At 68.3% G+C, this 24,281-nt stretch carries 23 protein-coding genes; 18 read left to right on the top strand and 5 right to left on the bottom strand.

The window, feature by feature from the left end; translation table 11 throughout:
* Positions 1-5: 5 nt before the first annotated feature.
* The 4 genes from R3E10_17310 to R3E10_17295 all read left to right on the top strand — a co-directional run bounded on the left by R3E10_17310 (position 6) and on the right by R3E10_17295 (position 5,256).
* Complete coding sequence (locus R3E10_17310) at positions 6-923, top strand: methyltransferase domain-containing protein (protein ID MEZ4417516.1); 918 nt, start codon at positions 6-8, stop codon at positions 921-923.
* A 7-nt stretch (positions 924-930) separates the two neighbouring features.
* A complete protein-coding gene (locus tag R3E10_17305) occupies positions 931-2,121 on the top strand; it encodes a Xaa-Pro peptidase family protein (GenBank protein MEZ4417515.1) in 1,191 nt (396 codons plus the stop codon).
* Between the two features lie 65 nt (positions 2,122-2,186).
* Positions 2,187-4,643, top strand: a complete 2,457-nt coding sequence (gene priA / locus R3E10_17300; GenBank protein MEZ4417514.1) for a primosomal protein N' — start codon at positions 2,187-2,189, stop codon at positions 4,641-4,643.
* 10 nt (positions 4,644-4,653) lie between these two features.
* Entirely contained in the window at positions 4,654-5,256 is a 603-nt protein-coding gene (locus R3E10_17295; GenBank protein ID MEZ4417513.1) for an HNH endonuclease, read from the top strand.
* Positions 5,257-5,270: 14 nt separating this feature from the next.
* Here R3E10_17295 and R3E10_17290 read toward each other — a convergent pair whose 3' ends face one another.
* Positions 5,271-5,765 carry a hypothetical protein gene (locus R3E10_17290; GenBank protein ID MEZ4417512.1) on the bottom strand — a complete coding sequence of 165 codons (495 nt, stop codon included), beginning with the start codon at positions 5,763-5,765 and terminating at the stop codon, positions 5,271-5,273.
* 431 nt (positions 5,766-6,196) lie between these two features.
* Here R3E10_17290 and R3E10_17285 point away from each other — a divergent pair, with 431 nt between their 5' ends.
* The 11 genes from R3E10_17285 (at position 6,197) to R3E10_17235 (ending at position 16,876) form a co-directional block, all read left to right on the top strand.
* Positions 6,197-6,787, top strand: a complete 591-nt coding sequence (locus R3E10_17285; protein ID MEZ4417511.1) for a prepilin-type N-terminal cleavage/methylation domain-containing protein — start codon at positions 6,197-6,199, stop codon at positions 6,785-6,787.
* On the top strand, positions 6,787-7,173 hold the full coding sequence (locus R3E10_17280; protein MEZ4417510.1) for a prepilin-type N-terminal cleavage/methylation domain-containing protein: 387 nt from the start codon (positions 6,787-6,789) through the stop codon (positions 7,171-7,173). The genes R3E10_17285 and R3E10_17280 overlap by 1 nt, the downstream gene beginning before the upstream one ends.
* The gene (locus tag R3E10_17275) at positions 7,170-8,351 is read left to right on the top strand and encodes a type II secretion system protein (GenBank protein MEZ4417509.1); all 1,182 of its coding nucleotides are present in this window, start codon (positions 7,170-7,172) and stop codon (positions 8,349-8,351) included. Before R3E10_17280 ends, R3E10_17275 begins: the two co-directional genes overlap by 4 nt.
* 19 nt (positions 8,352-8,370) lie before the next feature.
* Positions 8,371-10,146, top strand: a complete 1,776-nt coding sequence (locus R3E10_17270; GenBank protein MEZ4417508.1) for a hypothetical protein — start codon at positions 8,371-8,373, stop codon at positions 10,144-10,146.
* Positions 10,147-10,324: 178 nt separating this feature from the next.
* A complete protein-coding gene (locus R3E10_17265; protein MEZ4417507.1) occupies positions 10,325-10,726 on the top strand; it encodes a 6-carboxytetrahydropterin synthase in 402 nt (133 codons plus the stop codon).
* On the top strand, positions 10,723-11,076 hold the full coding sequence (locus R3E10_17260) for a hypothetical protein (GenBank protein ID MEZ4417506.1): 354 nt from the start codon (positions 10,723-10,725) through the stop codon (positions 11,074-11,076). The genes R3E10_17265 and R3E10_17260 overlap by 4 nt, the downstream gene beginning before the upstream one ends.
* 461 nt (positions 11,077-11,537) lie before the next feature.
* Positions 11,538-11,984 (top strand): Spy/CpxP family protein refolding chaperone, encoded by a 447-nt coding sequence (locus R3E10_17255; protein MEZ4417505.1) that lies wholly within the window; start codon positions 11,538-11,540, stop codon positions 11,982-11,984.
* 88 nt (positions 11,985-12,072) lie between these two features.
* A complete protein-coding gene (locus R3E10_17250; GenBank protein MEZ4417504.1) occupies positions 12,073-13,365 on the top strand; it encodes a TolC family protein in 1,293 nt (430 codons plus the stop codon).
* Positions 13,362-14,069: an ABC transporter ATP-binding protein gene (locus R3E10_17245; protein ID MEZ4417503.1), complete on the top strand. Its 708-nt coding sequence runs from the start codon at positions 13,362-13,364 to the stop codon at positions 14,067-14,069. Before R3E10_17250 ends, R3E10_17245 begins: the two co-directional genes overlap by 4 nt.
* 14 nt (positions 14,070-14,083) lie before the next feature.
* Complete coding sequence (locus R3E10_17240; protein ID MEZ4417502.1) at positions 14,084-15,631, top strand: efflux RND transporter periplasmic adaptor subunit; 1,548 nt, start codon at positions 14,084-14,086, stop codon at positions 15,629-15,631.
* 30 nt (positions 15,632-15,661) lie between these two features.
* Positions 15,662-16,876 (top strand): ABC transporter permease, encoded by a 1,215-nt coding sequence (locus R3E10_17235; GenBank protein ID MEZ4417501.1) that lies wholly within the window; start codon positions 15,662-15,664, stop codon positions 16,874-16,876.
* Between the two features lie 12 nt (positions 16,877-16,888).
* Here R3E10_17235 and R3E10_17230 read toward each other — a convergent pair whose 3' ends face one another.
* From R3E10_17230 to R3E10_17220, 3 genes are read right to left on the bottom strand one after another with little or no spacing between them, the layout of a single operon-like run.
* Positions 16,889-18,154: a PDZ domain-containing protein gene (locus R3E10_17230; GenBank protein MEZ4417500.1), complete on the bottom strand. Its 1,266-nt coding sequence runs from the start codon at positions 18,152-18,154 to the stop codon at positions 16,889-16,891.
* A 5-nt stretch (positions 18,155-18,159) separates the two neighbouring features.
* On the bottom strand, positions 18,160-18,825 hold the full coding sequence (locus tag R3E10_17225; protein MEZ4417499.1) for a hypothetical protein: 666 nt from the start codon (positions 18,823-18,825) through the stop codon (positions 18,160-18,162).
* Positions 18,813-19,373: a sigma-70 family RNA polymerase sigma factor gene (locus tag R3E10_17220; protein MEZ4417498.1), complete on the bottom strand. Its 561-nt coding sequence runs from the start codon at positions 19,371-19,373 to the stop codon at positions 18,813-18,815. Before R3E10_17220 ends, R3E10_17225 begins: the two co-directional genes overlap by 13 nt.
* Before the next feature lie 151 nt (positions 19,374-19,524).
* Between R3E10_17220 and R3E10_17215 the strand changes: the two genes are divergently transcribed.
* The 3 genes from R3E10_17215 to R3E10_17205 are packed head-to-tail and all read left to right on the top strand — an operon-like array spanning position 19,525 to position 23,504.
* Positions 19,525-20,241, top strand: coding sequence for an ATP-binding cassette domain-containing protein (locus R3E10_17215; protein ID MEZ4417497.1), 717 nt, complete (start codon positions 19,525-19,527; stop codon positions 20,239-20,241).
* Positions 20,242-20,245: 4 nt separating this feature from the next.
* The gene (locus R3E10_17210; protein ID MEZ4417496.1) at positions 20,246-22,336 is read left to right on the top strand and encodes an ABC transporter permease subunit/CPBP intramembrane protease; all 2,091 of its coding nucleotides are present in this window, start codon (positions 20,246-20,248) and stop codon (positions 22,334-22,336) included.
* Complete coding sequence (locus tag R3E10_17205) at positions 22,323-23,504, top strand: threonine synthase (protein ID MEZ4417495.1); 1,182 nt, start codon at positions 22,323-22,325, stop codon at positions 23,502-23,504. Before R3E10_17210 ends, R3E10_17205 begins: the two co-directional genes overlap by 14 nt.
* A 19-nt stretch (positions 23,505-23,523) precedes the next feature.
* Here R3E10_17205 and R3E10_17200 read toward each other — a convergent pair whose 3' ends face one another.
* Positions 23,524-24,279, bottom strand: coding sequence for a class I SAM-dependent methyltransferase (locus tag R3E10_17200; GenBank protein MEZ4417494.1), 756 nt, complete (start codon positions 24,277-24,279; stop codon positions 23,524-23,526).
* Positions 24,280-24,281 lie beyond the last annotated feature (2 nt).

Here is a 24,281-nt window from a genome sequence, read left to right as displayed (position 1 = left end):
CCCGAATGTCCTCCAGTCTCGACCCGAACGGCCGGGAGATCCCGGCCGGGCCGTCCGCCCGCGATCTGATCGGGTTGGCCGCCCGTGAGGTGGGACCTCCGGGCGGCGCAGCCCTGTATCGCCACGCCGCGCTGCTGGCGGGCCTGACGTCCGGCCAGGACGTGTTGGACGTGGGCTGCGGAACGGCGTTCGGGCTCCAGTTCCTGGTGGAGACCTTCGGCGTCCACGGCTCGGGCGTGGACGTCGACACCCACGCAGTGGAGCGGGCGGAAGCACGGGCCCGCGAGGCGGGGCTGGCAGACCGCATGCACGTTCAGGTCGCCCCCATGGACGCCCTCCCGTATCGGGACGGCATCTTCGACGTCAGCATCGGAGGGCTCGGCACCACGGCGGGGTCACGCCCCGAGGATGCGGTGGCCGAGATCGCGCGAGTGACGCGGCCGGGTGGCAGCGTGGTACTGATTCAGCTGGCGTGGACCGCGCCCGTGGCTCCCGCCCGACGCCGTCGCATCGAACGACTGCTCGGGTTCTCTCCTCTCGCTCTCGTGGAGTGGAAGCGCGTGTTGTCCGACGCCGGGATCGAGTCGATCCACGCGGAGGACTGGTCCGACGGACGGACGGCGCTGCGAAGCGAAGCGGTCGAGCCCTTCCCCGATCTGGCCGTCCGGCTCTCCTGGCGCGAGCGCATCGACGTGTCGCGGCGGGCGTTCAAGCGGTGGGGGCTCCGCGGCGCGCTGGGCGTCTGGGGAGAGGGATCTCGCCTGCACCGGTTGCTCGCCCGTGAGAAGCTGTTGACCCTCGTCGTGCTGGAGGGCACCCGCACCGGGCTCGCCACCGTGGCACCGATTGCGGCACCGGCCTCGGACCGTATGGGGACCCGTCCCTCCGACGTGTCCGACCTCCCTCTCTTCGGCAACGCGTAGAGGCCTCATGAGTGATGGACTGGTGCTGCGCCCGGAGGGCGTCGAGGCCATCCAGACCGCGCTGCGCGAGCGCGGTATGGACGGGTGGCTCCTGTTCGAGTTCCGCGGCTCGAATCCCGTGGCTGCGTCGCTGTTGTCCATTCCCTGGACCACTCGTAGGGGCTTCGCGCTGATTCCCGCCGAGGGGGAGCCGGTGGCGCTGATCCACGCCATCGAGCGGGTCCAGTGGCAGCATTGGCCGTGGCAGGCGCGCTTCTACTCCGGTTGGAGGGAGTTGGAAACGGCGTTGGGCGAACTGTTGTCCGGGGTCAAGCGCGTGGCGATGGAGGTCTCGTCCCGCTCCGCCGTTCCGACGCTCGACCGGGTGCCCATGGGCATTGTCGAGCTGGTCCGCGAAGCCGGCGTCGAGATCCTCAGCTCGGGGGACCTGGTCAGCCAGTTCTACGCACGCTGGTCCACGGAGCAATTGCACGAGCACCGGAAGGCCGCCCAAGTGTTGCGGCGGGTGGCCCGGGCGGCGTTCGAACGGGCCCGCGACGCCCAACGCTCCGGGTCCCCGACCACGGAGGGCGCGCTCGCGCAGTGGATCCGCGCCGAGCTGGCCGAGGCCGGGGTGGGCGTCGACGTGGGGTGCATCGTGGCGATCGGGCCCCGGGCCTCGGATCCTCACTACGACCCGGGCGCCGTCGGTGAGCCAATCCGCTCCGGGGACGTGCTGCTCATCGACCTGTGGGGTCGAACCTCGCACGAGGCGGTGCCGGCGGATCAGACCTGGATGGCGTTCTACGGGGCCCCGCTTCCGGATGACGTGGCACGGGTGTGGACCGCGGTGCGCGACGCACGCGAGGCGGCGGTACGCTTCCTCCAGGCGCGCTATACGGCCGGTGAGGAGGTCCGGGGATACGAGGTGGACGACGTCGCTCGTCGGGTGATCGAGGAAGCCGGGTACGGACCGCGCTTCGTCCATCGTACTGGACACTCCATCGACCGCGACCTGCACGGGAGCGGGCCCAACCTCGACAACCTGGAGAGCCGCGACGATCGCGAGCTGCTCCCCGGCGTGGGCTTCTCCGTGGAGCCGGGGATCTACATCCCCGAGATCCTGGGCGTTCGCTCCGAGGTCGATGTCTTCTGGGGCGAAGGGGGGCCGGAGGTGACGACCCCCGATCCTCAGCGGGACGTCTTCCTGCTTCCCTAGCCACTGCAGTGGGGTCTCCCGGGCAGACCTCCCTTTCGGTAGCTCCTCCGTCCCGATTGGTGGACGTGGCGCTGCCCCTTCCTCTCGATCGCACGTTCACGTACGCGCTCCCGGACGACGCCCCAGCGCCGCTGGGGGCGCGGGTATTGGTGCCGTTTCGCCGCGCGCTGCGGGTGGGCTGGGTGGTGGACACCGACGTGCGCGAGCGTCCCCGCGGGCTGCGGACGGTGGTGGACGTTCTCGATGGCGACCGGCCCGCGCTGACGGTGCCGCTCCTGGAGTTGAGTCGCTGGATCGCCGAGTACTACGTCGCGCCTCTCGGTCTGGTGCTGAGATCGGCGCTGCCCGTGCTCTTGTCCGACCACTCGCGCGATCTGGTGCTCGTGCATCCCGACACGCGTAGACCGGGCGACCTGGGCGGTAGAGCCCTGCGCGTGTTCGATGCGTTGCGCGCTGCCTCCGGTGCACGCACGGTCCCGGCCCTCGGCAAGGAGTTGGGTCTGGGATCCATCTGGCCGGAGGTTCGCCAGCTGGTCGGCCGAGGGTTGGCCCACCACTCGGTGAGCACGCCACGCGAGCCCGCGGCGCAGACCCGACGGGTGATCCGCCTGGAACAGTGGCTGGAGACCCTGGACACGCGCGAGCAGGTGTTGTCCCGGGCGCCCAGACAGCGCGAGGCCTACCGACGCCTGGAAGAGGCCGGAGGGGAGCTGGACCTGGGCACGCTGGCGGCCGACGGACTGGCGGCAGCGGCGCGGGCGCTGGTGGCGCGTGGGATCGCCAGCGCGATGGACGTCGAACGCGAGCGCGACCCCTTCTCGGACCTGCCTGTCGAGCCGACGGCGGCGCTGACACCGACCACGCGCCAGGCGGAGGTGCTCGGCGCGTTGGTCGAAGGCTTGGGGCGCCCCGACCCGGCCCCTTTCCTGCTGCACGGCATCACAGGGTCGGGGAAAACGCTGGTCTACATCGAGCTCCTGGCTCGCGCCCTCGAGCAGGGCCGCGGTGCGATCGTGCTGGTACCCGAGATCGGGCTCACCCCCCAAACAGTGGCACGCTTTCGGGGCCGCTTCGGCGACAGCGTGGCCGTCTTGCACTCGGGGCTGTCGGACGGCGAGCGCTACGACGCCTGGCGCGCGCTCAGGGAGGGACGCAAGCGGATCGCGGTGGGCGCCCGCTCCGCCATCTTCGCACCCATCGAACGACTGGGCGTGGTGGTGGTCGACGAGGAGCACGACGGGAGCTACAAGCAATCCGAAACCCCGCGCTATCATGCGCGCGACGTGGCCGTGGTGCGTGCGCGCCTGGAGGGGGCCGTCTGCGTCCTGGGGAGTGCGACGCCGTCGCTCGAGACCTGGGTCAACGCGGAGCGGAGCAAGTACCACAAGCTCAGCCTGCCCGAACGGGTCTCGGGAGGAGCCTTGCCTCCGGTGGAGGTGATCGATCTCCGCGTGAAGAAGGAGGCCGAGGGGAGGCGACGCGCCCCTCCCGACGAGGAGGTCCCAGCCCGGGGGGAAGGCGGCCTGGTACTCTCGCCTCCTCTTATCGTCGCCGTGCGGACGCGCCTACAGCGCGAGGAACAGTCCATCCTGCTGTTGAACCGACGTGGCTACTCCAGCTTCCTGCAATGCGAAGCGTGCGGCTACGTCGCCGAGTGCGAGGACTGCTCCGTCTCGATGACGTTTCATCGGGCGCGGGGCAGGGTGGTGTGTCACCACTGCGGCCGGGAGGAGGAGGCTCCGCGCACGTGTCCACGCTGTCGCGAAGGAGAGTTGGGCTACCGCGGCATCGGTACGGAACAGGTCGAGCGCGTCGTGGCCCAGACCTTCCCCGGTGCGCGGATCGCTCGCATGGACCTCGACACCACGGGTGGGAAGTGGGCGCACCACCGGATCCTGGAGCGGGTGGGCAAGGGAGAGGTCGACATTCTCCTGGGCACCCAGATGATCGCGAAGGGGCTGGACTTCCCGAACGTGACGCTCGTCGGGGTCATCAACGCGGACGTCGGGCTCCACCTCCCCGACTTCAGGGCCAGTGAGCGTACGTTTCAATTGCTCAGCCAGGTTGCGGGGCGGGCCGGTCGGGGGACCAAGGGCGGTCAGGTCCTGATCCAGAGCGCGGTGCCCGAGCACTACGTGGTACAGGCGGCCCTACGCCACGATTTCGAAGCGTTCGCGGCGCGTGAGCTGGTGGAACGGAGCACGGCCGGCTACCCGCCCTTCGTCCGCCTGATCAACGTGGTGATCAGCAGTCCCGATCAGCCCAAGGCGGCCGAGGAGGCGGAGCGACTGGCCGATCGGGTGTTGGGGTGGTTGGCGGCCGGACGCTACCCCGGCTTGCGGCTCACTGGCCCAGCCCCGGCGCCGATCGAACGACTGCACGGCCGCTGGCGTTGGCACTTCCTGCTTCGCGGACCGGCCGCCGATCTGGGGCGTGCCGCGCATGCGCTCCTGGAGGCGGGAGAGGAGGCGCCAGGGGACGTGCGCGTGGTCGTCGACCGGGATCCCGTCGCCCTGCTGTGACCGGCCTGCGTTGCTGAGGCTGGCAGCGCCCCTGTATTTTCAGGTCATGATGTGCCTGGCGCTGAACGCGTCTTACGAGCCGCTCACCATCGTTCCTGCTCGGCGAGCGGTTCGTCTCGTACTGGATGACAAGGCTGAGGTGCTGGAGGCCGATCCTACGCGGTTGTTCCGCTCGGCCACCGAACAGCTGCCGGTGCCGGTCGTCATCCGGTTGGTGCGGTTCGTCCACGTGCCCCGCCGCTTCCGGAGGCAGGTCACGAACACCTTTCTCTTCGCCCGGGACGAGTACCGGTGCCAATACTGCGGTCGCCATCGATCGGAGTTGGCGGGCCGTCAGTTCCTGACCCGGGACCACGTGCTTCCCCTCTCGCAGGGCGGGGACAACTCGTGGGGGAACGTGGTCACGGCCTGCTCGAGCTGTAACAACCGGAAAGCGGACCGGCTTCCGACCCAGGCGGGCATGCGGCTCCTCACTCAACCCGCCGAGCCCAACTATGTGCACCTGGTATGGGCTGTCCGCCGGGTTACGCCTGCGCAGCGGAAGTACATCCGTATGTTCTACGGCGACGACGCGCTGAGTGCCCTCGAGCCGACGGGTTCCCCGATCGACTGAGGTCGACCTGCTGCTCAGTCCTCCAGCCAGGCGTAGGGGCGTTCGTAGAACTGACCGGCTCCCCGGAGGGCGCCGTCGGCCCCGTACTCCTTCCAATGCACCACCCAGCCGCGCACGCGGTCCCTGCGCAGCTCGTAGTGGAATCCTGGCACGTCCTGCCGCTCGGCCAGGAAGCGGGACAGGCGCGGGGGTAGGGCGGGGAGGCCCTCGAGGTGGACCGCCCCCAGCGGGCGGCGGACCTGGGCCTGCAACTCGGCATCGCACGCCTTGAGGACTTCGAGCGCCTGATCGATGGCCCGGGCCGCGTCCTCGAAGAGGCGCGGCACCGGAGTGTCGGACTGTCCCCGGATCGAATCGAGCAGATTCGCCGTCAACGGCGCGCCCAACTCCCGGCGCAGCAGCTCCAGTTCGCTCAACAAGTGCTCGTTGAGCCCCAGGAGCTGGGACAACTCACGGCGCAGGCTGGCTGGAATCTCCCGCGTCGACGGTGCCGCACTGCTCGGATTCACAAACGCTCCCACCGACCGGGGCCCTTGGCCGACGGTCCACCCTTGAAGAAGAAAACCGGTTTTCCCCGGGGGTGGCAGCAATGATGGTGCCGCACGAACGAAGGACCCGCCCCCAGCCGGAGGGCGGTCGATTGGGCGCGGACGTCGCCGACCGGCCCTCCCTCAGCACAAAGTTTCGGCTGCTCCGGCAAGGCCGTGCCGGCCGTCGCGCCGGGAACACACCATCGGGCCCGGCGCAACGAAGTCTCTAACTCTTTGTTCTGCATTGGATTATGTCACATTGTCCGGCCGGGGGCACCGGGGGCTGTGTCCCGGGTCCGTCACCCGGAGCGCGGCCTGGTCCATGCCTCCTTCCACGGCGCCGGCGTCGGCAGACGTCGGACAGGCTTCGCGAATTGCCCGGCTCATGCGGCCGGGAAGACACCCTGGATATGATGCGACTCCCCGTTCCAGACGCTGTGCGCCACTCCCGAGGCTTCACCCTCATGGAGCTGGTCGTGATCATGGCCTTGATCGGGATCGTGGCCGGGATCGCCGGCCCGCGGATCGACCTCGCCAAGTACCGGATGGATACGGCGGCGCTCCAGCTCAGCACCGGACTCCACGGTGCCCAGCAGACGGCGCTGCTGCGGGGTCACAACGTCAACTACGTCTTCGACACGACCCTGAACCGCCTGATCCTCCATCTGGACGCCGACAACGACAAGCTGCTTGGTACCAACGAGGAACAGAGGGTCGTGGAGTTCGAGCAAGGTGTGGTGTTCGGGCGGGGTGGAGCGCCGACTCTGAACGGGGCTACCTCGGCGGTCACCTTCACCCAGACCTGGGGCAGCTCCCTCCCGGTGGTGCGGTTCTACCGAAACGGCAGCACCAGCGAAGCGGGCACGGTCTACATCACCACCAAGCAGGCCGCCCTCGGGAACACCTTCCCGGAGCACGCGCGCGCCATCCAGATCGAGCGCGCCACCGGACGCATCCGTTGCTTCAGCTACAAAACCGGTAGCTGGGAGGAGAAGTGCTGATGGACCAGAAAGGCTTCACGCTGGTCGAGCTCATGACCGCCTTGATCATCCTGACGGTGGCCATCCTGGGGATTGCTGCCTCCGCCGGACGCCTGATCCAGACCGCCGGTAGCACCGAGCTCCGTGCTCTGGCCGTCGAGGCTGCGGGGGAGAAGCTGCAACAGATCGTGCTGGATCCCAGATACTCGGCTCTCGACTCGATCTATGTCGGGTCCGAAACCAATCTCCCGGGGCTGACCGGCTTCACGCGGACCACCGCCATCGCGCACATCGAACAGGCGGTGGGCGGGCCGGTCAAGATGGACTACAAGCGCGTCACCGTCTCGGTGTTCGGGCCCCTCCTGGCAGACACCATCGTGCGCGAGTCGGTCGTGGGGGCCCCATGAACCAGCATCAGACCTTTCAGACCACGGACCGGCGGGGCATGACCCTGGTCGAGATCCTGATCGTGATCTCGATCTTCGCCTTCATCGTGGCCGGCGCCATGGGCTTCATGGCCACCCAGAGCAAGGCGTTCTACCGCGGTGCCGAGCGCATGACCGCGCTGCAGAACCTGCGCTTCACACTCGATCGCCTGGAGACGGATATCCAGACGGCGGGCACCGGCGTGGCACCCGGACAGCCCTGGATGCTGTATGCGGGCGAGAACGTCCTCGCCTTCTCGGCGGACTACGCGACCAATGTCTCCGGGAACCTGGGGGCAGTCTACTACGATCCGGGGGCCCCCAGCGGGACGGTCTCGTCCTTGCGCACGCCGGTCACGATTCCCGGTACGTCGTTCGTGGTGGGCGACACCCTGTACCAGGATCCTCCGGGGAGCGCGATCCCAAGCCCCGCCGAAGTGATCATGTTCTACTTCGAACAGGACACGGCCACGACGCGCTCCGACGACTGGGCTCTCTACCGAAAGGTCAACTCGAACCCACCGGAGCTGGTCTCGCGGAACCTGCTCAAGGCGGGGAGCGAGCCGTTCTTCCGGTACTTCTACCAGCGGGACAGTGTGGGCGTCGCGTCGTTCAACGACAGCATTCCGAACGCCCAGCTTCCCCTGAAGCACCTGGCCAAGTTGGAGGCGTCGGTGGCGGACACCGGCCAGTCCGGCAAGCTGGATCTCTTCCGTTCGGTCCGCGTCCAGGTGCGTGGCACCAACGGCCTCACGGGCCCGGAGGAGCGCACCGCCGATCTGTCCTTGATGATCGACATGCGCAACTCCAAGTACCCGCGGCTGCAGAGCTGCGGGGACGACCCCATCCTGGGCACGGCCGGCTTCGCCGCCTTCGATGTGGATACCCTGGGTGGCGTCGACGCGGTGTTGCTGCAGTGGAATCCAGCGACCGACGAGACGATGGGCGAACAGGACGTCATCCGCTACACCATCTGGCGGAGGCTCACCGGGAACCCGTGGGGAGACCCGTTCGTGAGCATTCCGGCCGGCGCAGTCACCTACAGCTACCTGGACACCAACGTGACCGTGGGCGACACCTACATCTACGCCGTGGCCGCCCAGGACTGCACCCCGAAGCTCTCGGGGATGCTCGAAGCCGCACCCGTCACGGTGAACTGACGGGGCCTTACCGAGGACCATGACCATGAAGACGGACTTCCGCCTCCAGAGCAACGAGCAGGGGATCGCCATGGCGATCACGCTGTTCATCGTGTTGGCGGTCGGTGCGCTGGCCACCGGCGCTGCGCTGGTGGGCACCAACCATACGCTGATCAACCGCTACTACGATCGCCACAGCACGCTGGAAGCGGCCGCCGACGCCGGACTCGAGCAGGCCCGTGCGCTGATCAACGCCAACAAGTCCTACTACCCGACCACTGGGTACACGGCTTTGGAGAGCGCTGCGCCGGTGAGCGACGCCATACACGGCACATTGCCCGGAGTGACCCGCACCACCTGGGTCGGCCCCAGCGGCGTGACCTCGGGGCAGTACGGCGTGTTCGGCACGATCATCTCCATGGTCGAGGACGCCGGCGGCGGCAAAGTGATCCGCAGGGCGGAGGTCACGCAGGAGAGCTTTGCCAAGTTCGCCTACTTCACCGACATCGAGCCGTCCAACATCTACTTCGGTGGCGGTGACGCGATCTTCGGCCCCGTGCACTCGAACGACTTCATCAAGATCCACTCGACGGGCGCCTCGTTCTACAGCACCGTGCGCACCGCCAAGACGGTGCAGAATCCGGGGTACGGGACCTGGTATCAAGGCTATACGGAGAACGCGCCCGAGATTCCCATGCCCACGACCGCCGACCTCAATCTCTTGCGCAACCAGGCCATCGCCGGGAACACGCGCGTGGTCGGCAACTCGAACGGGGCAAGCGGCGTGGCCACCACCCGCATCGAGTTCCTGGCCATCGACATCAACGGCGACGGCGATGTCACGGACGACAACGAAGGCTTCATGCGGGTCTACCAGGCGGGCAACGCGGACTACGCGTCTGGCTGGGTGAACGATCGCGATCTGGACGACAGCGAGACCTGCGGCATGCACGCGGGCGGCATGGCCAATCCCTTCCGGTCCGGGATCTGGCTCAAGGGAACGGTCGGCTCGAGCGCGGCGCGCGATTCCCTCAAGACGTCACGACGTCGCTGCTACCTGGGTGGAGATCCGGCGTTGAACGGCGGCGTCTTCAATGCGCTCATCGGCGCCGTCCCCCACGGGGGCGCCTGGCAGGCGTGGCCCGGTACGGTGGCTCCAGCGGTAGCGGCGGCGCGGCCGGCGGACGCCGCCTACTTGTGGCCCCTGTCTCGCGCCTTCAACCCGAACTTCAAGGGTGTGGTTTTCGTGGACGGGAAGGTGGCCGTCAGCGGTGTGCTTCGCGGTCACCTGACCATCGCGGCCACGGACGACATCAACATCGTGGATGATCTCACCTACGCCACGGATCCCGGTCTGGGGACCTGCAAAGACATCGCGGGTCTCTTCTCCGGCGACGACGTCCGCATCAGCGACAACGCGCTCAATCAGCCACTGCGGCCCGTCTCGACGAGTGATCCCTACCTCACCTACGACGACACCAAGGACGAGTTCATCCACAGCGTGGTGTTGGCGCTGAACAACTTCACGGTGGAGTCCTACAATACCGGCTCCACGAGCGCCGAGCCCTGTGAGGCGTCGGCCTGGGGGCGGGGCTGCATCTACCTGACCGGCGGCATCATCCAGAACACGCGTGGCGCGGTTGGCGTTACCACCGGCACGGGATACCTGAAGCGGTATTCCTACGACACCTGTGCGGCTTCGGAGCCGCCGCCCTACTTCCCGACCACCGGCCACTTCATTCGGTCCCAGTACTACGAGATCGACCCGGCGGGCTTCAACGTGGCCAGCTACTACTCGATGATCACCCCTCCGTGATCTCGGCATAGACCCACCCTGGGGCGGTCCCTCACCCAATCGGCGCCTCTGGCGCTTCCGACCGTCCCGGTCCCCACCGCCCGCCGGTTCGCCGGCGGGCGGTTCCTGTTTCCCGCGGACCTGTGGGTGGGGTAGCTTCGTGTAGACCTCTCCCCTGGCCGGCGCGATGATCACGATCTTGACCCGGACGGTCCGCTTCAGTGCTGGACATCACTACGGCCGCGACGACTGGAGCGCGGAGCGCAACCGGCAGGTGTTCGGGGCGGGCGTGCATCCGCACGGCCACAACTATGAAGTCCAGGTCAAGGTGAGCGGCGAGGTCGAGGCCGAGACCGGGTTCCTCGTCGACCTGGGTGCCCTGGACCTACTGCTCGAGGAGCAGATCCGGGCGCCGTTCGATCAGCGCGATCTCAATCAGGTCATCGAGCCCTTTCGCACAGGCGCCACCCAGCCGTCCACCGAGGAGCTCGCCCACCACCTTTGGAGGAAGCTGGTGGATCGGATTCCGGGAGCGGCGCGTCTGGTTTCGGTGGTCGTGCGGGAGAGCGACACCTTGTCGGCGGAGGTGCGGGCAGAATGACGGGGCCCGATGCGCCTGTTGACGGCGGGGGTAGCGGCGCGAGCCTTCCGCCTGCCCGCATGGCTCCCCGGCCCGTTCGGGAGGGCCTGCCCGCTGCGGCAGCCGCCCCGGAGCTCGGCGTCGAGCTCTCTGCCGACGAACGGCGCTGGGTGATCACGGTGCGGGGCAGCCACCAGGGCACCGGGGGCGTGCCTCTGGCCGAGCTCTGCTTCACCGCCGATGACGGCTCCGAGGAGCGCGTGACGTTGTCAGCCTTCCAGAATCCGGAGGACCTGGACCCGGATCGCCTGCTGGAGCTCTTCGCCCGGGCCCGACCGCCGTCGTCACCGGAAGGCGCCGATCGTTCGTGAGGCCCGGGTAGAACTTCTGGCGCCCCAGGTGTACCAGCAGCGGTTCGGACGGGGGTCCGGCCTCGCTCCCGAGAGGGGCGGGTGAGACGACCGTGGAAGGAGTGGGAGGGGATGGTGGGGAAGTGTCCCGGCGAAGCGCATGCGCTGCCGGAACCGGCACAGGGCCGGAGAGTGCCAGCCCGGGGCGACGCCCGGGGCATCGTGATCACGGATTCCAAGGCAAACGCCGAGCGTACACCGGCGATCGCTGCCTTTATCTGGGGCGGGCGAGTTCGACCCCGTCCCACTTTGCCGTACGGGCGCTGGAAGGGCGCGGCCTGAGCGGCCGCGTCGGCGCGCTGACCCGTGGAGCGGTGGTGGACCCCTCGCTGGGGTTCGCCACCGCTTCTTCGTTCCAGGCTAACGGTGGCGGCAGGGCGGCTGTCTCCCCCTTGGATGGACACCAACCGGAGTGTGGAGCGATGAGACGGTGGCCCTTGGTGCTGGGGTTGGGGTTGATGGTCGCGAGCACGGCAGTGCCCTTGGCGGGGCAGGCCGGGCCGCGTGGTCGCATGGGTGGCGGGCCGGGCCCCATGGGAATGGGGGCGGCGGCGTTGGCTCTGGAGCACAAGGACGAGCTCGGGCTGAGTGAAGCCCAGGTCGGGCGCCTGGAGGAGATCCGGGGAGAAGCCGAGGAAGCGGTGCGCCCGTTCCGCGAGGAGATGCAGGCGAGCCGCCCTCAGCGTGGGTCCGGCGAGCGGCCCAGTGAGGAGCAGCGCCAGGCCATGCGGGCCACCATGGAAGAGATGAGGAAAGCCCTGGAGCCACACGACAAGGCGGCCTCCGAGGTCCTCACCGCCGAACAGAGGACCAAGCTGGAGGCCCTACGGCCCCGGCGGGGAGGCCCTCCGTCCGGGGTGGGGCATTGAGGCCAGACAGGGAAGGCGGCGAACATATCCGGGGCCCGGGACGTAGGTCGTCCACGAGGCCCCGGTTGCGCGTCGATGGAGACGAGACATGAAGAGAGCCTGGATGCGGTGGGGAGGAGCGTGGCTGCTGGCGGTGGTGGGCGCCGTTCCGGTCCTCGGACAGGAGACGATCAGCCTCGATGAGGCGATCGAGCGGGCGCTGACCCGGAGCCCGGCCTACGCGCAGAGCAGCGCGGCGGTGGAGAACGCGGCCAGCGGGCGGCGCACTGCCATCGGATCGTTCCTGCCCAGCATCGCAACGTCCTCGGGCGCTTCTCTCTCTAGCACGCAGCGGTTCGATCAGGCGACCCAGCGTCAGGTGGAGGGGAGCTCGACGTCCTATTCCGCGGGGCTGTCGGCGTCGTACGACCTCTTCGACGGATTTCGCAATGTGCGCCAGCTGGAGCTGTCCAACGCGGATGTGTCCGCCGCGACGGCGCGGCAGGATCGCCAGCGCTTCGACGTGATCCTGCAGACCAAGTCCAGCTTCTTCGCGGCCCTCAGGCAGGGAGAGTTGCTGGTCGTGCAGGAGTCGCGTGTGCGGCGGGCCGACGAAAGCCTGGCCAACATCCGACGGAGGGTGGAGCTCGGCTCGGCCACCCGCTCGGACTCGCTGCGCGCGCGCCTGGAACTGGCCAACGCGCGCCAGGCCGAGCTGCAGGCGCGGGCCGCGCTCCGAGCGGCCCAATTCGCGCTCGGCCGTCAGGTCGGCAGCGAGGGTCCGGTGGTGCCCGAGCAGCCGGCAACGCTGGAGCCTGCTACGCTCGCCCTCGGGGATCAGGAGATCTACCGCATCGCCGTGGAGAACTCTCCGGACGTGATCGCGGCGGCGGCAGACGAGCGCGCCGCCCAGGCCGGTGTGGGCTCGGCTCGGGCCGCGTGGTTCCCGAGCCTGAGCGTCTCATCTGGCATGACCTGGAACAACAACCAGGCGGCGCTGAGTGGTGGCAATTCGAGCTGGAACCTCCGATTGTCCGCCAGTTATCCGATCTTCAACGGATTCGCTCGCGAGTCGCAGATCGACCGCGCGGAAGCGAGTGCGCGGGTGTCCAGTCTGGCTCGCACGGACGCGGAGCTGCGCGCACGCGAGGCGGCCGATGGCGCCCTGCAGACGCTGAGAACGGCGGAGGAGGCGATCGAGATCGCCAACGAGGCCGCCCTGGTGGCCGCCGAAGATCTGCGGGTGATCGAGGAGCGCTACCGAGTGGGCGTCGCGACGATCCTGGACTTGATCACGAGTCAGATCGCCGTGGAGGAAGCGGAGGCCAACCAGGTGTTCGCGCGGTACGACTATCTGCTTGCTCGGGCGGAGCTCGAGTCGATCCTGGGGAGGGAACTGTGAGCGAGGTGGTGATCGAGACTCGGGGGCTCCGTAAGGATTACGTGCTGGGTGCCGAGACGGTGCGCGCCCTGCGGGGGGTGGATCTCAAGGTGGAACGCGGCGATTTCGTGGCCATCATGGGACCGTCCGGCAGCGGGAAGTCCACGTTCATGAACATGATCGGGTGCCTGGACACGCCGAGTGGCGGCGAGTATTGGCTGAACGGCCAGAAGGTGAGCGAACTGACGGACGACGAGCTCGCCCGGGTGCGGAACCGCGACATCGGGTTCGTCTTCCAGACCTTCAATCTGCTTCCGCGCGCCACCTCGCTGGCGAACGTGGAGTTGCCGCTCATCTACGCCGGCGTGCCCGCAAAGCAGCGGCGCGTCCGGGCCGAGGCCAAGCTCGACCTCGTGGGCCTCGGGGATCGCATGGGGCACCGCCCCCCGGAGCTGTCCGGCGGGCAGCGTCAGCGCGTGGCCATCGCCCGCGCCCTGGTGAACGATCCCGCCATCCTTCTGGCGGACGAGCCAACCGGGAACCTGGACTCCAAGACCAGTGAAGAGATCATGGAGATCATGGTTCGGCTGCACGAGCAGGGTCAAACCATCATCCTCGTGACCCACGAGCACGACATCGCGGAGTATGCGCGCCGGCAGGTCCACCTGCGCGACGGAATCATCGAGAAAGACTTCCTGAACGAGCACGCACGGGCGGACGCCTGATAGAGAGCGACACGATGAGATACGCGTTCCAGTACAAAGCGGAGATCACTGCCGCCCTGGCAGTGCTTACGCTGGCCGTTTCCGGGTGCGGTGAGGCGACGGAAGCGAGCGAAGGCGCCCCGACCGCGCAGGCGGCAGCCGTGCAACGGACCGACCTGCGCATCAGCGCCGAGGCAACGGGGCTGGTGGAGCCCATCCGGACCGTCGAGGTCAAATCGAAGGCTTCGGGGGAGATCCTCAAGCTGCACGTCGACACCGGTGACCGGGTCCAACCCGGACAACTGCTGGCCGAGGTCGATCCTCGTGACGTGCGCAACGGCTATGAGCAGGCCAAGGCCGACCTGGAGGTCGCGCAGGCGCGCGTCGATATCAGCGCCGCACAGTTGGAGCGCGCCAGGGAGCTCCTCGGATCGGGCGTGATCACGCAGCAGGAGTACGAGAGCTCCAACCTGGAAGCGGCCAACTCGAGGGCCCAGTTGGTGAAGGCCCAGACCAATCTGGAGTTGGCCGAGTTGCGCCTGACGGACGTGACCATCCGTGCGCCCATGGCCGGCACCATCATCCAACGCAACGTGGAGGTGGGGGGCGTCATCCAGTCGGCTTCCGGCAACATCTCGGGCGGAACCACGCTGTTCCTGATGGCCAACCTCGACGATGTGCAGGTGCGCACGCTCGTGGACGAGACCGACGTGGGCCAGTTGAGCGCGGGGCTTCCCGCGACGGTCAAGGTGGAGGCCTACCCGGAGCGCACCTTCCGCGGAGACGTCGAGAAGATCGAGCCGCAGGCCGAAGTGCAGCAGAACGTGACGATGTTCCCCGTGATCATCTACCTCGACAATCGGGCCGGGCTGCTGAAGCCGGGAATGAACGCCGAGGTCGAGGTGGTGGTGGCGGAGCAGCCCAATGTGCTGACCGTGCCCAACAACGCGGTGGTCGAGCCCCGTCAGTTCGCCCCGGCCGCCATGGCGTTGGGGTTGGACCCGGAGAGCCTGGGGTTCAACCCAAGGGCCGGTTTCGCGGGACGAAACGGTGCCAGCCCCGCCGATGCGCCCGCTGCTGCCGCGGCTGCCCAGGCGCCAGCGGCGGAGGCCCGGCCCGCGCCGCAGGGCGCGCCCGGAGCTGCCGGCCCCGGTGGCCAGATGAGTGAAGAGCAGCGCCAGCGCTTCCTGGAGGTGCGTCAGAAGGTAGAGAGCGGCGAGATCTCCCAGGACTCTGCCCGGGTACTTTTCCGGGCCCTGGGCGGGGGCCGCCCCGGCGGAGCGGCCTCGGCGACGCCGGCCCCTGGAACGGAGGGAGCCGCCGCGCCCAGCGGGCGTGACGGGCGGCGCGGCATCGTGTTCGTGGTGACGCCCGCTGGCTCCTACGAGCCGCGCATGGTCACCTTGGGGCTGTCGGATTGGGATCAGACGGAGGTGATCAGTGGTGTCGAGGAAGGTGAGCGGGTCGCGCTCATCGGCGCCGCGCAGTTGCAGGCCCAGCAACAGGAGTTCCTGAACCGGATCCGGGAACGGAACACGGGCCCGTTCGGAGGCGGAGGGCCTCCCGGGGGTGGTCGACGGTAGGCGGGCACCTTCGAGCTCTGTGGAGAGAACATGCTGATCGGTGAGACGATTCGAGTCGCGCTGGGGGCCATCCGCGCCAATGCGCTGCGCTCCGCCTTGACCACGCTCGGCATCATCATCGGCGTCGCCGCGGTGATCGCCATGGTCTCATTGGGGGAGGGTGCGCAGCGGCGTGTGCAGTCCCAGATCGCGGCCATGGGGACCAACGTCCTGACCATCCGTCCCGGTCAGAACATGTTCCGGGGCATCTCCTCCGGGGACGCGCGGCTGTTTGTCGAGGACGCCGAAGCGTTGCGGGACGGCTCGGCAGGCACGCTTGCGATCTCGCCTGAAGTGAGGGGCCGCCAGCAGGTCAGCTACCTGCGTTGGAACGTCAGCAACGACGTGATCGGCGTGTGGCCGGACTACTTCGCCATCAACAACTTCAAGCTGGCGGAGGGGCGCCTCTTCGACGAAGGCGAGGTGCAGGGCCGCCGGCGGGTGGCGGTCATCGGCTCCGAGGTTCCCACCCAGTTGGGCGAGACCCCTCCGTCGCTGATGATCGGACGCACCATCCAGATCCGGGGCGTGGCGTTCGAGGTGGTAGGTGTCCTTCAGGAGAAAGGGGCGATGGGCTTCAGTCGCCCTGACGACGACGTCTTCATCCCGCTGTCTACCGCCCAGTACCGGGTCATGGGCGGCCGCGATCGCCTGAGCGCCGTCTATGCGCAGGTGCAGCCGGGGTCCACCATGGATCAGGCGTTCGCGACCATCGACCGGGTCATCCGCCGCGAGCACAAGCTGCAACCCGGCGAAGAGCCCGATTTCAATATCTCGAACCAGACCGACATCCTCGAGACCTTCAACGAGTCCAACGAGGTATTCAGCTGGCTGTTGGCCGGCATCGCTGCCGTCAGCCTCCTGGTGGGAGGCATCGGCATCATGAACATCATGTTGGTCAGCGTGACCGAGCGTACCCGCGAAATCGGGGTGCGCAAGGCGTTGGGTGCGACCCGACGCACGGTGTTGATGCAGTTCCTGATCGAGGCGCTGGTCCTGTGCACGCTCGGCGGTGCCATCGGTGTGTTGCTGGGGATCGGAAGTGCGTCCGCCCTGACCAATACGCTCGGGTGGGAGACGGCCGTGCGCCCAGATGCCGTACTGATGGCTCTGGGCTTCTCAGCGGGGATCGGCCTGTTCTTCGGGATCTGGCCGGCGCAGCGCGCGGCCAAGCTCGATCCGATCGAGTCGCTGCGCTACGAATAGCGCCCCGCCGGGTCAGGGCAGAACGACCTCGATGCGGTTGCCCTGGCGCACCACCGTCAACGCATAGGGCGGGCGGGCGTCTGCCAGCGCCAACTGCAATCCGTCCGGATCCGGCACGAGGCGCCCGTCGATCGCGACGATGACGTCGCCGGGCATCAGGCCTGCCTCCTGCGCGGGAGCCCCCTCGACGGCATCCAACACCAAGGCCCCCTGACTGACCCCGAAATACTCCTGCATGCCGGGGTTCAGGGCCACCAGGAATGCCCCGGCCAGGTAGCGCCGGCCCAGGTAGGCGTAGGGGGTGATGGGCCGCTTGTCGGCGATGGTCACCGTCAGCACCGAGTCCGAGACCGGTCCGATCCGCTCCACAGCGCGTGAGGCCAGCTCGCGCTCCATCTCGCGGATCCGGCTCTGCAGCCGCTCGATGACCACCTCCGACTCCGGGCTGGGTGGACGCACGAGGCGGCCGCCGAAGATCCGCCAGAGCGTCGTGGGGCCATCCTGCGGGGTGCGCTCCTGCCATTCGACCATGTCGTTCAGCTCGAGGCGCATCGCATCGATCCCGCTGATCAGGGCCTCGACCTCGGGCGTGTGCAGCATGTAGGTGCGGATCGTCCGGGGATCCGCCAGGGAGTAGCTGAACGACGACGTCCCCTCGCTGTCGGAGGACTGGAACACGATGGTTACCGCGTTGCCCTCGGACGTGCGCACGCGCACACTGCGTGCCTCCTGCTCGCCGGGCCGGCCCGTCACATCGCTCGTGCGCGAGTCGCGCAGCGCGCTCCAGGACGCCTGCCTCGCCGAGCGCGGGGAGAAGACGACGACGCGGCGCATGGCAGGGCCTGATGCCACGGTCGCGGCCGGCCCCGGGAGTGTCTCCGGACGGGGACTCGCAGTGATTGCGACCGCGAGGCGCCGCCCGTCGCGTTGAACCTCGAGCGCCACGGGGTCTCCCGCCTTCAGGGCCCCGGTGGTGCGGGTCAACACCTCGAGCGTCGCGTCTTCTCCGTTCACGCGGAGAATCAAGTCACCTCGCAAGAGGCCAGCCCGAAACGCACCGGTGCCTTCGTGGACGTCGACCACCGACATGCGTGACGCAACCGTCTGACCGTCCTCCACGGTGCTGATCACGTCCAGATTGACCCCCAACCAACCGGGCACCCGGTTGTCGACCGACACGGTCTGCTGCAGCGCGGCGCCCAGCCCCGCCGGGAGGGCCGACGGGCCTGCTCCCAGGACCAGCGCCACGGCCACGTCGCGAATCCTCCTCCTCATCATCGTGCTCAGAACCAGTTGTCGTCCGTGCCGCGACCGGTCTGCCGCACCACCGCCTGCTGCTCGGCCAGGGCGTTGACCAGGATGCCATTGATGAACGGGTCGTAGGGCGCCGTGCGCAGGGCGTTGCGGCTGGCCTGCACCAGCAGGTCCAGCGCCTCCGCCCGCCGCGAAGGATCGAGGCTGGCGCCCGGGTCGCGCCCTGCGCGCTCGGCGAGCTGCCGGTAGCGATGCAGCGAGCTTACGTATTGCTGTTCGGTACGCTCCACCAGATCGGCCGCCTCGTCCAGGGACGCTACGCCGGCCACGTCGAAGGCCCGGGGGGGACCGGAGGCCGGTCCGGAGCGGGCCAGCGTGGCCCCGGTGAGCGAACCGCCGAGGAACAGCACCACGGCCGCGGCCAGGCGAGTCCAGGCGGTCCCGAAGGTCGGCACCCGAATCCAGCCAGCGCCCGCCGGCGTGATGAGACCCTCGGACAGCAGGCGGGCCTCCAGGTGTTCCCAATCGCCCCGCGGGGGCACCATGCGCGGCAGACCGGCCAGGTCCCTGGTCTGGGCTCGCATCGCCTCGAGTTCGGCAGCCCAGAAGGGATTCGCGTCCAGCAGCTCCCGCTCCTGGGTGGTGGGCTCCCGATCGACCAGCTCCGCGATCCACTCGTGCGTCAAAGGCTCCATGCTTCCGCTCCTGAAGAGCCCACATCGTCCCCGATGGGGGCCAACATCGCGCGCATCTTCGCGCGCGCCTTGAACAACTGTGACTTGGACGTGCCTGCCGTTACGCCGAGGAGGTCACCGATCTCCTCGTGGGTGTAGCCCTCCACGTCGTGGAGGATCAGGACCTCCCGCATGCCCTCGGGGAGGCGGTTCAGAGCGCCCTCCAGCTGTTGCTGGAGCAGGGCATCGCCGGACGCGGGTGGTACCGGGACCGTCTCCGGCATGGGCTGCTCGCGGCGGGTCCTGGTCTCGGCCCTGCGCAGGGCCTGCAGGGCCGAGTTGACCGCGATCCGGTGGAGCCAGGTGGAGAACCGGGCATCTCCGCGGAAGGTGGGAAGGGCCCGTATGGCCCGGATCCACGCCTCCTGCGCGTAGTCGTGCGCGAGGTCCTCGTCCGCAGCGATCCGGCGCACCACGGCGTACACCCGCGGGGAGTAGCGTTCGTACAACGCCCTCACCGCGCGGCCGTCGCCGTCGCAGGCCCGACGGATCAACTGGGCTTCGCTCAACCGTCCATCCCGGTCCATGGTCCGTCTTTAGGACCCGCTAGCCCACTCCAGGGTTGCCTGGCGGCTTCCGGGTGGGTAACTACGGGGGCTCTCGCCATCCGGGGCGGTGGAACGTGATGCGTCCCCGGCCCCATCGGACTGCAGGACCCGGATGATCTCCTTCGAAGCCCTGACCAAGCGCTATGGCGACCTCACGGCCGTCTGGGCCTTGTCCCTGGAGGTTCGGCCGGGCGAGGTCTATGCGCTGCTCGGGCCCAATGGGGCAGGGAAGACCACGGCGCTGCGCTGTCTGGCCACCCTGCTGGTACCCACCCTGGGGACCGCCCGCGTGGACGGGTGCGACGTTCGGGACGACCCCCACGAGGTCCGGCGCAGGATCGGGTTTCTGGCGGCGTCGATGGGCCTGTACGAGCGGCTGACCGCCCGGGAGTTGGTGCGCTACTTCGCGCAACTGCACGGGTTGGAGGGGCCGGCCTGTGAGGCGCGCGTCGACGAGACCGTCCGCATCTTCGGGATCGAGTCGTTTCAGGACCGCTATTGCGGCAAGCTGTCGACGGGGCAGCGCCAGCGCGTCTCCATCGCGCGCTCCATCGTCCACGATCCGCCCGCGTTGATCCTGGACGAGCCCACCCTCGGCCTCGACGTGCTTTCGGGTGAGACCATCTACCGGTTCATCGACGCCGAGCGCAGTCGGGGCAAGGCCATCCTCTTCTCCACGCACCAGATGGCCGAGGTCGAGCTGCTGGCCGATCGCGTCGGCGTGCTGTCGCGGGGAAAGCTGGTTGCGGAAGGGACGGTGGACGAGCTGATCGAGCGTGCGGGTGAAACCAATCTGGCGCGCGCCTTCCTGCGCCTGCTGGAGGCGTGAGCGCGTGAGCCGCGTTTGGGTCGTCTTCCTGAAGGAACTGAAGGAAACCATCCGGGATCGCCGGACGCTGTTGATCATGGTCGTGGTGCCCGTCCTGCTCTACCCGGCCCTGATGATCGCCTCCGAACAGCTCGCGCTCTTCGGAATGCGCCAGTTGGAGCGCGAGCCTGCTCGCGTAGCGGTGGTGGGGGCGGCGGGCGATGCGGATCTGGACCGATTCCTTGGAGAGGCCCAGGATCTGGAGCGTGTGCAGCTGGTAGGCACCGAGCCGGCGGAAGCGGTTCGCAGTCACGACGTGGCGGCCGTGGCCATCTTCGGTCAGGCGGACCGTCCCCGCACCGAGACGGAGGGGTTCCCCGACCCCGCGGCCTTGGACGGTTCCACGCCCATCACCCGCGATGTCCAGGTGCTGTTCGACGCGGCCGACGACCGGTCCCGGCGCGGGCGCGATGTGCTGGTCGCCGCGCTGGGCCGCTGGGAGGAGAGCGTGCTGGAGCGCCGACTCACCGAGCAGGGACTCCCGGCCTGGTTCGCAGACCCCATCCACGTAGGGGACTCGTCGGTGGCGCGTCCCGAGGAGGTGGGGGGATACGCGCTGGGTCGTTTCCTGCCGATGCTGCTGATCGTGATCACCCTGCTGGGCACGTTCTACCCTGCCATCGATCTGGCGGCGGGCGAAAAGGAGCGCGGTACGCTGGAGACGCTGCTGACCGCCCCTGTACCGTCGCGGGAGATCGTGGCCGGCAAGTTTCTCACCGTGGCGGTCGTGGGCGTAGTGGCTGCTGGGCTCAACCTGCTCAGCATGCTCCTCACGTTCCAGACCGGCCTGTTCCAGTTCGGCAACGCTCTCGACATCGAGTTCACGCTGCCGCTGGGCCGCCTGCTGCTGATCTTCGTGACGCTCGTTCCCCTGGCCGTGCTGTTCGGGTCGCTGTTCCTGGGCGTGGCGGTGCGGGCTCGGTCATTCAAGGAGGCGCAGAACGCGCTCACGCCGATCTACATGCTGGCCCTGATGCCGGCGATCCTCCCGCTCTTTCCGGGCATCGAGTTCACGGGGCCGCTCGCGGTCGCGCCCATCGCGGGGGTGGCGCTGTTCTTCCGGGAGCTGATGGTCGGGCGGGCCCCCTTCGGTCTCGGCTTGGCGGCCGTGGTGTCGACCGCGTTCTACGCTTGGGGCGCACTCGCCTTCGCGGCGTCGTCCTTCGGCAGGGAGGACGTGCTGTTCGGCGGGGACGCCACCAAGCGGGGACCCCTCAGGGGCCTGTTCCGGCGCGCCGCTCAGGGAGCCGCTGCCGCGGTACCCACGCTGGGCCAGGCCCTGCTGTTCGTTGCCGTCGTGGCCGCGCTCTTCTTCTACGTGGGCATTCCCCTGCAAGCGCGTTGGCTGGAGAAGGGGTTGCTCGCCACGGAGTGGCTGCTGTTGTTCCTGCCGGCGGTGCTGTTCGTGCGGCTCGGCCACTTCCAGGTGCCCGACACGCTGTCGCTGCGGCTGCCGCACCCGCGCCACGTCGGCGGTGCTCTGTTGTTGATCGCCGGCGGTACCCCCATCGCCTGGCTGCTGGCTTGGCTGCAGTCGTTCGTGCTTCCGGTGCCCTGGGATCTCGTCGAAGGGCTCAGTGACCTCGTCAGCGCGGAGTCGCTGGGTCGCCTGGTCTGGCTCCTCGTGCTGGTTGCGGTGACGCCGGCGATCTGCGAAGAAATCGTGTTCCGCGGAGTGCTGCTGGGCGGGTCCCGGCGAACGCTTTCCGCCAGCAGCGCAGTGCTGCTCAACGGACTGGCCTTCGGGTTGTTCCACGTGAGCACGGAGACGGTCTTCCGGCTGCTACCGACGGCTTGGCTGGGCGTGATCCTGGCCTGGACGGTGTGGCGCACCCGCTCGATCCTCCTGAGCTCGATGATGCATCTCCTGAACAATGGCACCATCGTGCTCCTGGCGTTTCTACCTGCGACTCGCGCCTGGCTGAGCGATCCCGAGTTCGCTCCACCCGTATGGCTGATCTTGCCTGCCTTGATGTCGTTCGTCACCGGGATCTACCTGCTGTCCAACGATCCACATGCACCTTTGACGCCGGATCCGAACCATGACGCTTCATAGGAAGGGCGCGAGCCATCTGGAGGACACCCGCACCGGAGAACTCCTGGAAAGCGAGCAGCTGATCGGACTCGCTCCCTCGGGGAAGCCGCTGTTCGCGCGCTACGACCTGGAGCAGATCGCCCCTGGGTTCCAGCCCGAAGAGCTCGCAGGCCGGCGCGCCGACCTGTGGCGCTACGCCGAGGTGCTACCTGTGCGCGACCCGGCCTGCATGATCCAACTGGGCGAGGGATGGACGCCGTTGTTGGATGCACCGCGCCTGGCCACTCGTCTCGGCATCCGCCGCGCCTGGGTGAAGGACGAGGGACAGAACCCCACCGGCAGCTTCAAGGCGCGGGGGCTCTGCCTCGCCGTCTCTCGGGCCAAGGAGTTGGGCGCCCGGGAGCTGGCGCTCCCCTCCGCCGGCAACGCGGGCTCTGCGGCGGCTGCCTACGGTGCGGCCGCAGACATGCCGGTGCACGTGGTGGTGCCGCGCGATACGCCCGCTCCCATCGTGGAAGAGATCCGCGCGTTGGGGGCTGACCTCCAGTTTGTGGATGGTCTCATCACCGACTGCGCCAAGATCGTGCGCAAGGGTGCCGAAGAGCACGGCTGGTGGGACCTCTCCACACTCAAGGAGCCCTACCGGGTGGAGGGGAAGAAGACGATGGGCTACGAGATCTTCGAACAGCTCGGGCTCCGGCTGCCGGACGTCATCGTCTATCCGACCGGAGGCGGCACGGGGCTGATCGGCATGTGGAAGGCGTTCGATGAGATGGAGCGTATGGGGTGGATCGGCTCCGAGCGTCCCAAGATGATCTCCGTGCAGGCTGCGGGCTGCGCGCCCATCGTGCGAGCCTGGGAGAAGGGCGTCGAGGACGCCGGGATGTGGGAGGGAGCGGCCACCTATGCGTCTGGACTCCGGGTGCCCGCGGCCGTCGGCGACTTCTTGATCCTGCGCGCGGTCCGCGAGTCGAAGGGTGCGGCGGTGGCGATTCCAGACCACGAGATGCAGCAGTGGGTGCACTGGATGGGAGCGGACACCGGCGTCTTCGCCGCACCGGAAGGCGGGGCCGTGGTGGCAGCCGTGCCGAGGCTGTTGGAGACGGGGGTCATCTCGCCCGACGACGAGGTCGTGCTCTTCAACACCGGCTCGGGGCTCAAGTACGTGGGGATGACCCCGATCGACTGAGCATGGGCCAGGCGCCCCATCATCGAGGGCGCCTCCCTACGAACGAGATGAGAGGCCGATCCACTTCGGAGTGCGCGAGTGCCAGCTCCTCCACCTCGAAGCCGACTCGCGCCAGCAGCCGCCTCCAGGTGGCCCGGGGAAACAGCCCCTCGATGTGCCGATCGTGGATCGTGCGAACTTCGCCGCTCGACTCTCTCAGCGCGAACAGGTAGTCGACCACGTAGGTGCAGTCATTCGGGTCCGGATCCCAGCCCCACTCCAAGAAGCGCACGCTTCGGTCGGAGCCGTCGTGTCCACCGTGATCGGTAGACGGTTCGTAGGTTTCCCGCACGTAGTCGGGCGCGAACAGTGCGACACCGCCTGCATCGAGGTGGGCGAACGCCGTCTGCAGGGCCTCGGAAAGATCGTCTTCTGAGGTCATGTAGCAGATCGCGTCGTGCACGAAGACGCAATCGAAGGTCCGATCCAGGCGCACGCAGCGCATGTCGCCAGTAAGGTGTTCGCAGTCGGGGTTCAGGGTGCGGCTGACTGTGATCATGCCCTCGGACAGGTCCACGAGGGTCACGGCGGTGAAGTGCCGCTTCATGTGCAACGCGTTGTTTCCTCCACCGCTCCCCAACTCGAGGAGTGTAGGGCGCGACGGAGCGCGGTCCAGCAAGACCTCGACATAGAGAGCGGCTTCCTCCGCGTAGTCCTCGGGCGCCGAGACCAAAGGCCACCAGGACGCCAAGGGCCCGTACATCGCCGGCGTGCCGGGGGGAGATGTCTCGCTCACTG

This window comes from Gemmatimonadota bacterium (assembly GCA_041390105.1).
Lineage (GTDB): Bacteria > Gemmatimonadota > Gemmatimonadetes > Longimicrobiales > Gaopeijiaceae > JAGQIF01.
This window is presented reverse-complemented; position numbering and strand designations above follow the sequence as displayed.

Bases quoted from the DNA above. Each gene is read 5' to 3' on its own strand.
- R3E10_17310 (MEZ4417516.1), top strand. From the start codon at position 6: ATGTCCTCCAGTCTCGACCCGAACGGCCGGGAGATCCCGGCCGGGCCG.
- R3E10_17305 (MEZ4417515.1), top strand. From the start codon at position 931: ATGAGTGATGGACTGGTGCTGCGCCCGGAGGGCGTCGAGGCCATCCAG.
- R3E10_17285 (MEZ4417511.1), top strand. From the start codon at position 6,197: ATGATGCGACTCCCCGTTCCAGACGCTGTGCGCCACTCCCGAGGCTTC.
- R3E10_17280 (MEZ4417510.1), top strand. From the start codon at position 6,787: ATGGACCAGAAAGGCTTCACGCTGGTCGAGCTCATGACCGCCTTGATC.
- R3E10_17275 (MEZ4417509.1), top strand. From the start codon at position 7,170: ATGAACCAGCATCAGACCTTTCAGACCACGGACCGGCGGGGCATGACC.
- R3E10_17270 (MEZ4417508.1), top strand. From the start codon at position 8,371: ATGACCATGAAGACGGACTTCCGCCTCCAGAGCAACGAGCAGGGGATC.
- R3E10_17260 (MEZ4417506.1), top strand. From the start codon at position 10,723: ATGACGGGGCCCGATGCGCCTGTTGACGGCGGGGGTAGCGGCGCGAGC.
- R3E10_17255 (MEZ4417505.1), top strand. From the start codon at position 11,538: ATGAGACGGTGGCCCTTGGTGCTGGGGTTGGGGTTGATGGTCGCGAGC.
- R3E10_17250 (MEZ4417504.1), top strand. From the start codon at position 12,073: ATGAAGAGAGCCTGGATGCGGTGGGGAGGAGCGTGGCTGCTGGCGGTG.
- R3E10_17240 (MEZ4417502.1), top strand. From the start codon at position 14,084: ATGAGATACGCGTTCCAGTACAAAGCGGAGATCACTGCCGCCCTGGCA.
- R3E10_17235 (MEZ4417501.1), top strand. From the start codon at position 15,662: ATGCTGATCGGTGAGACGATTCGAGTCGCGCTGGGGGCCATCCGCGCC.
- R3E10_17230 (MEZ4417500.1), bottom strand. From the start codon at position 18,154: ATGATGAGGAGGAGGATTCGCGACGTGGCCGTGGCGCTGGTCCTGGGA.
- R3E10_17225 (MEZ4417499.1), bottom strand. From the start codon at position 18,825: ATGGAGCCTTTGACGCACGAGTGGATCGCGGAGCTGGTCGATCGGGAG.
- R3E10_17215 (MEZ4417497.1), top strand. From the start codon at position 19,525: ATGATCTCCTTCGAAGCCCTGACCAAGCGCTATGGCGACCTCACGGCC.
- R3E10_17205 (MEZ4417495.1), top strand. From the start codon at position 22,323: ATGACGCTTCATAGGAAGGGCGCGAGCCATCTGGAGGACACCCGCACC.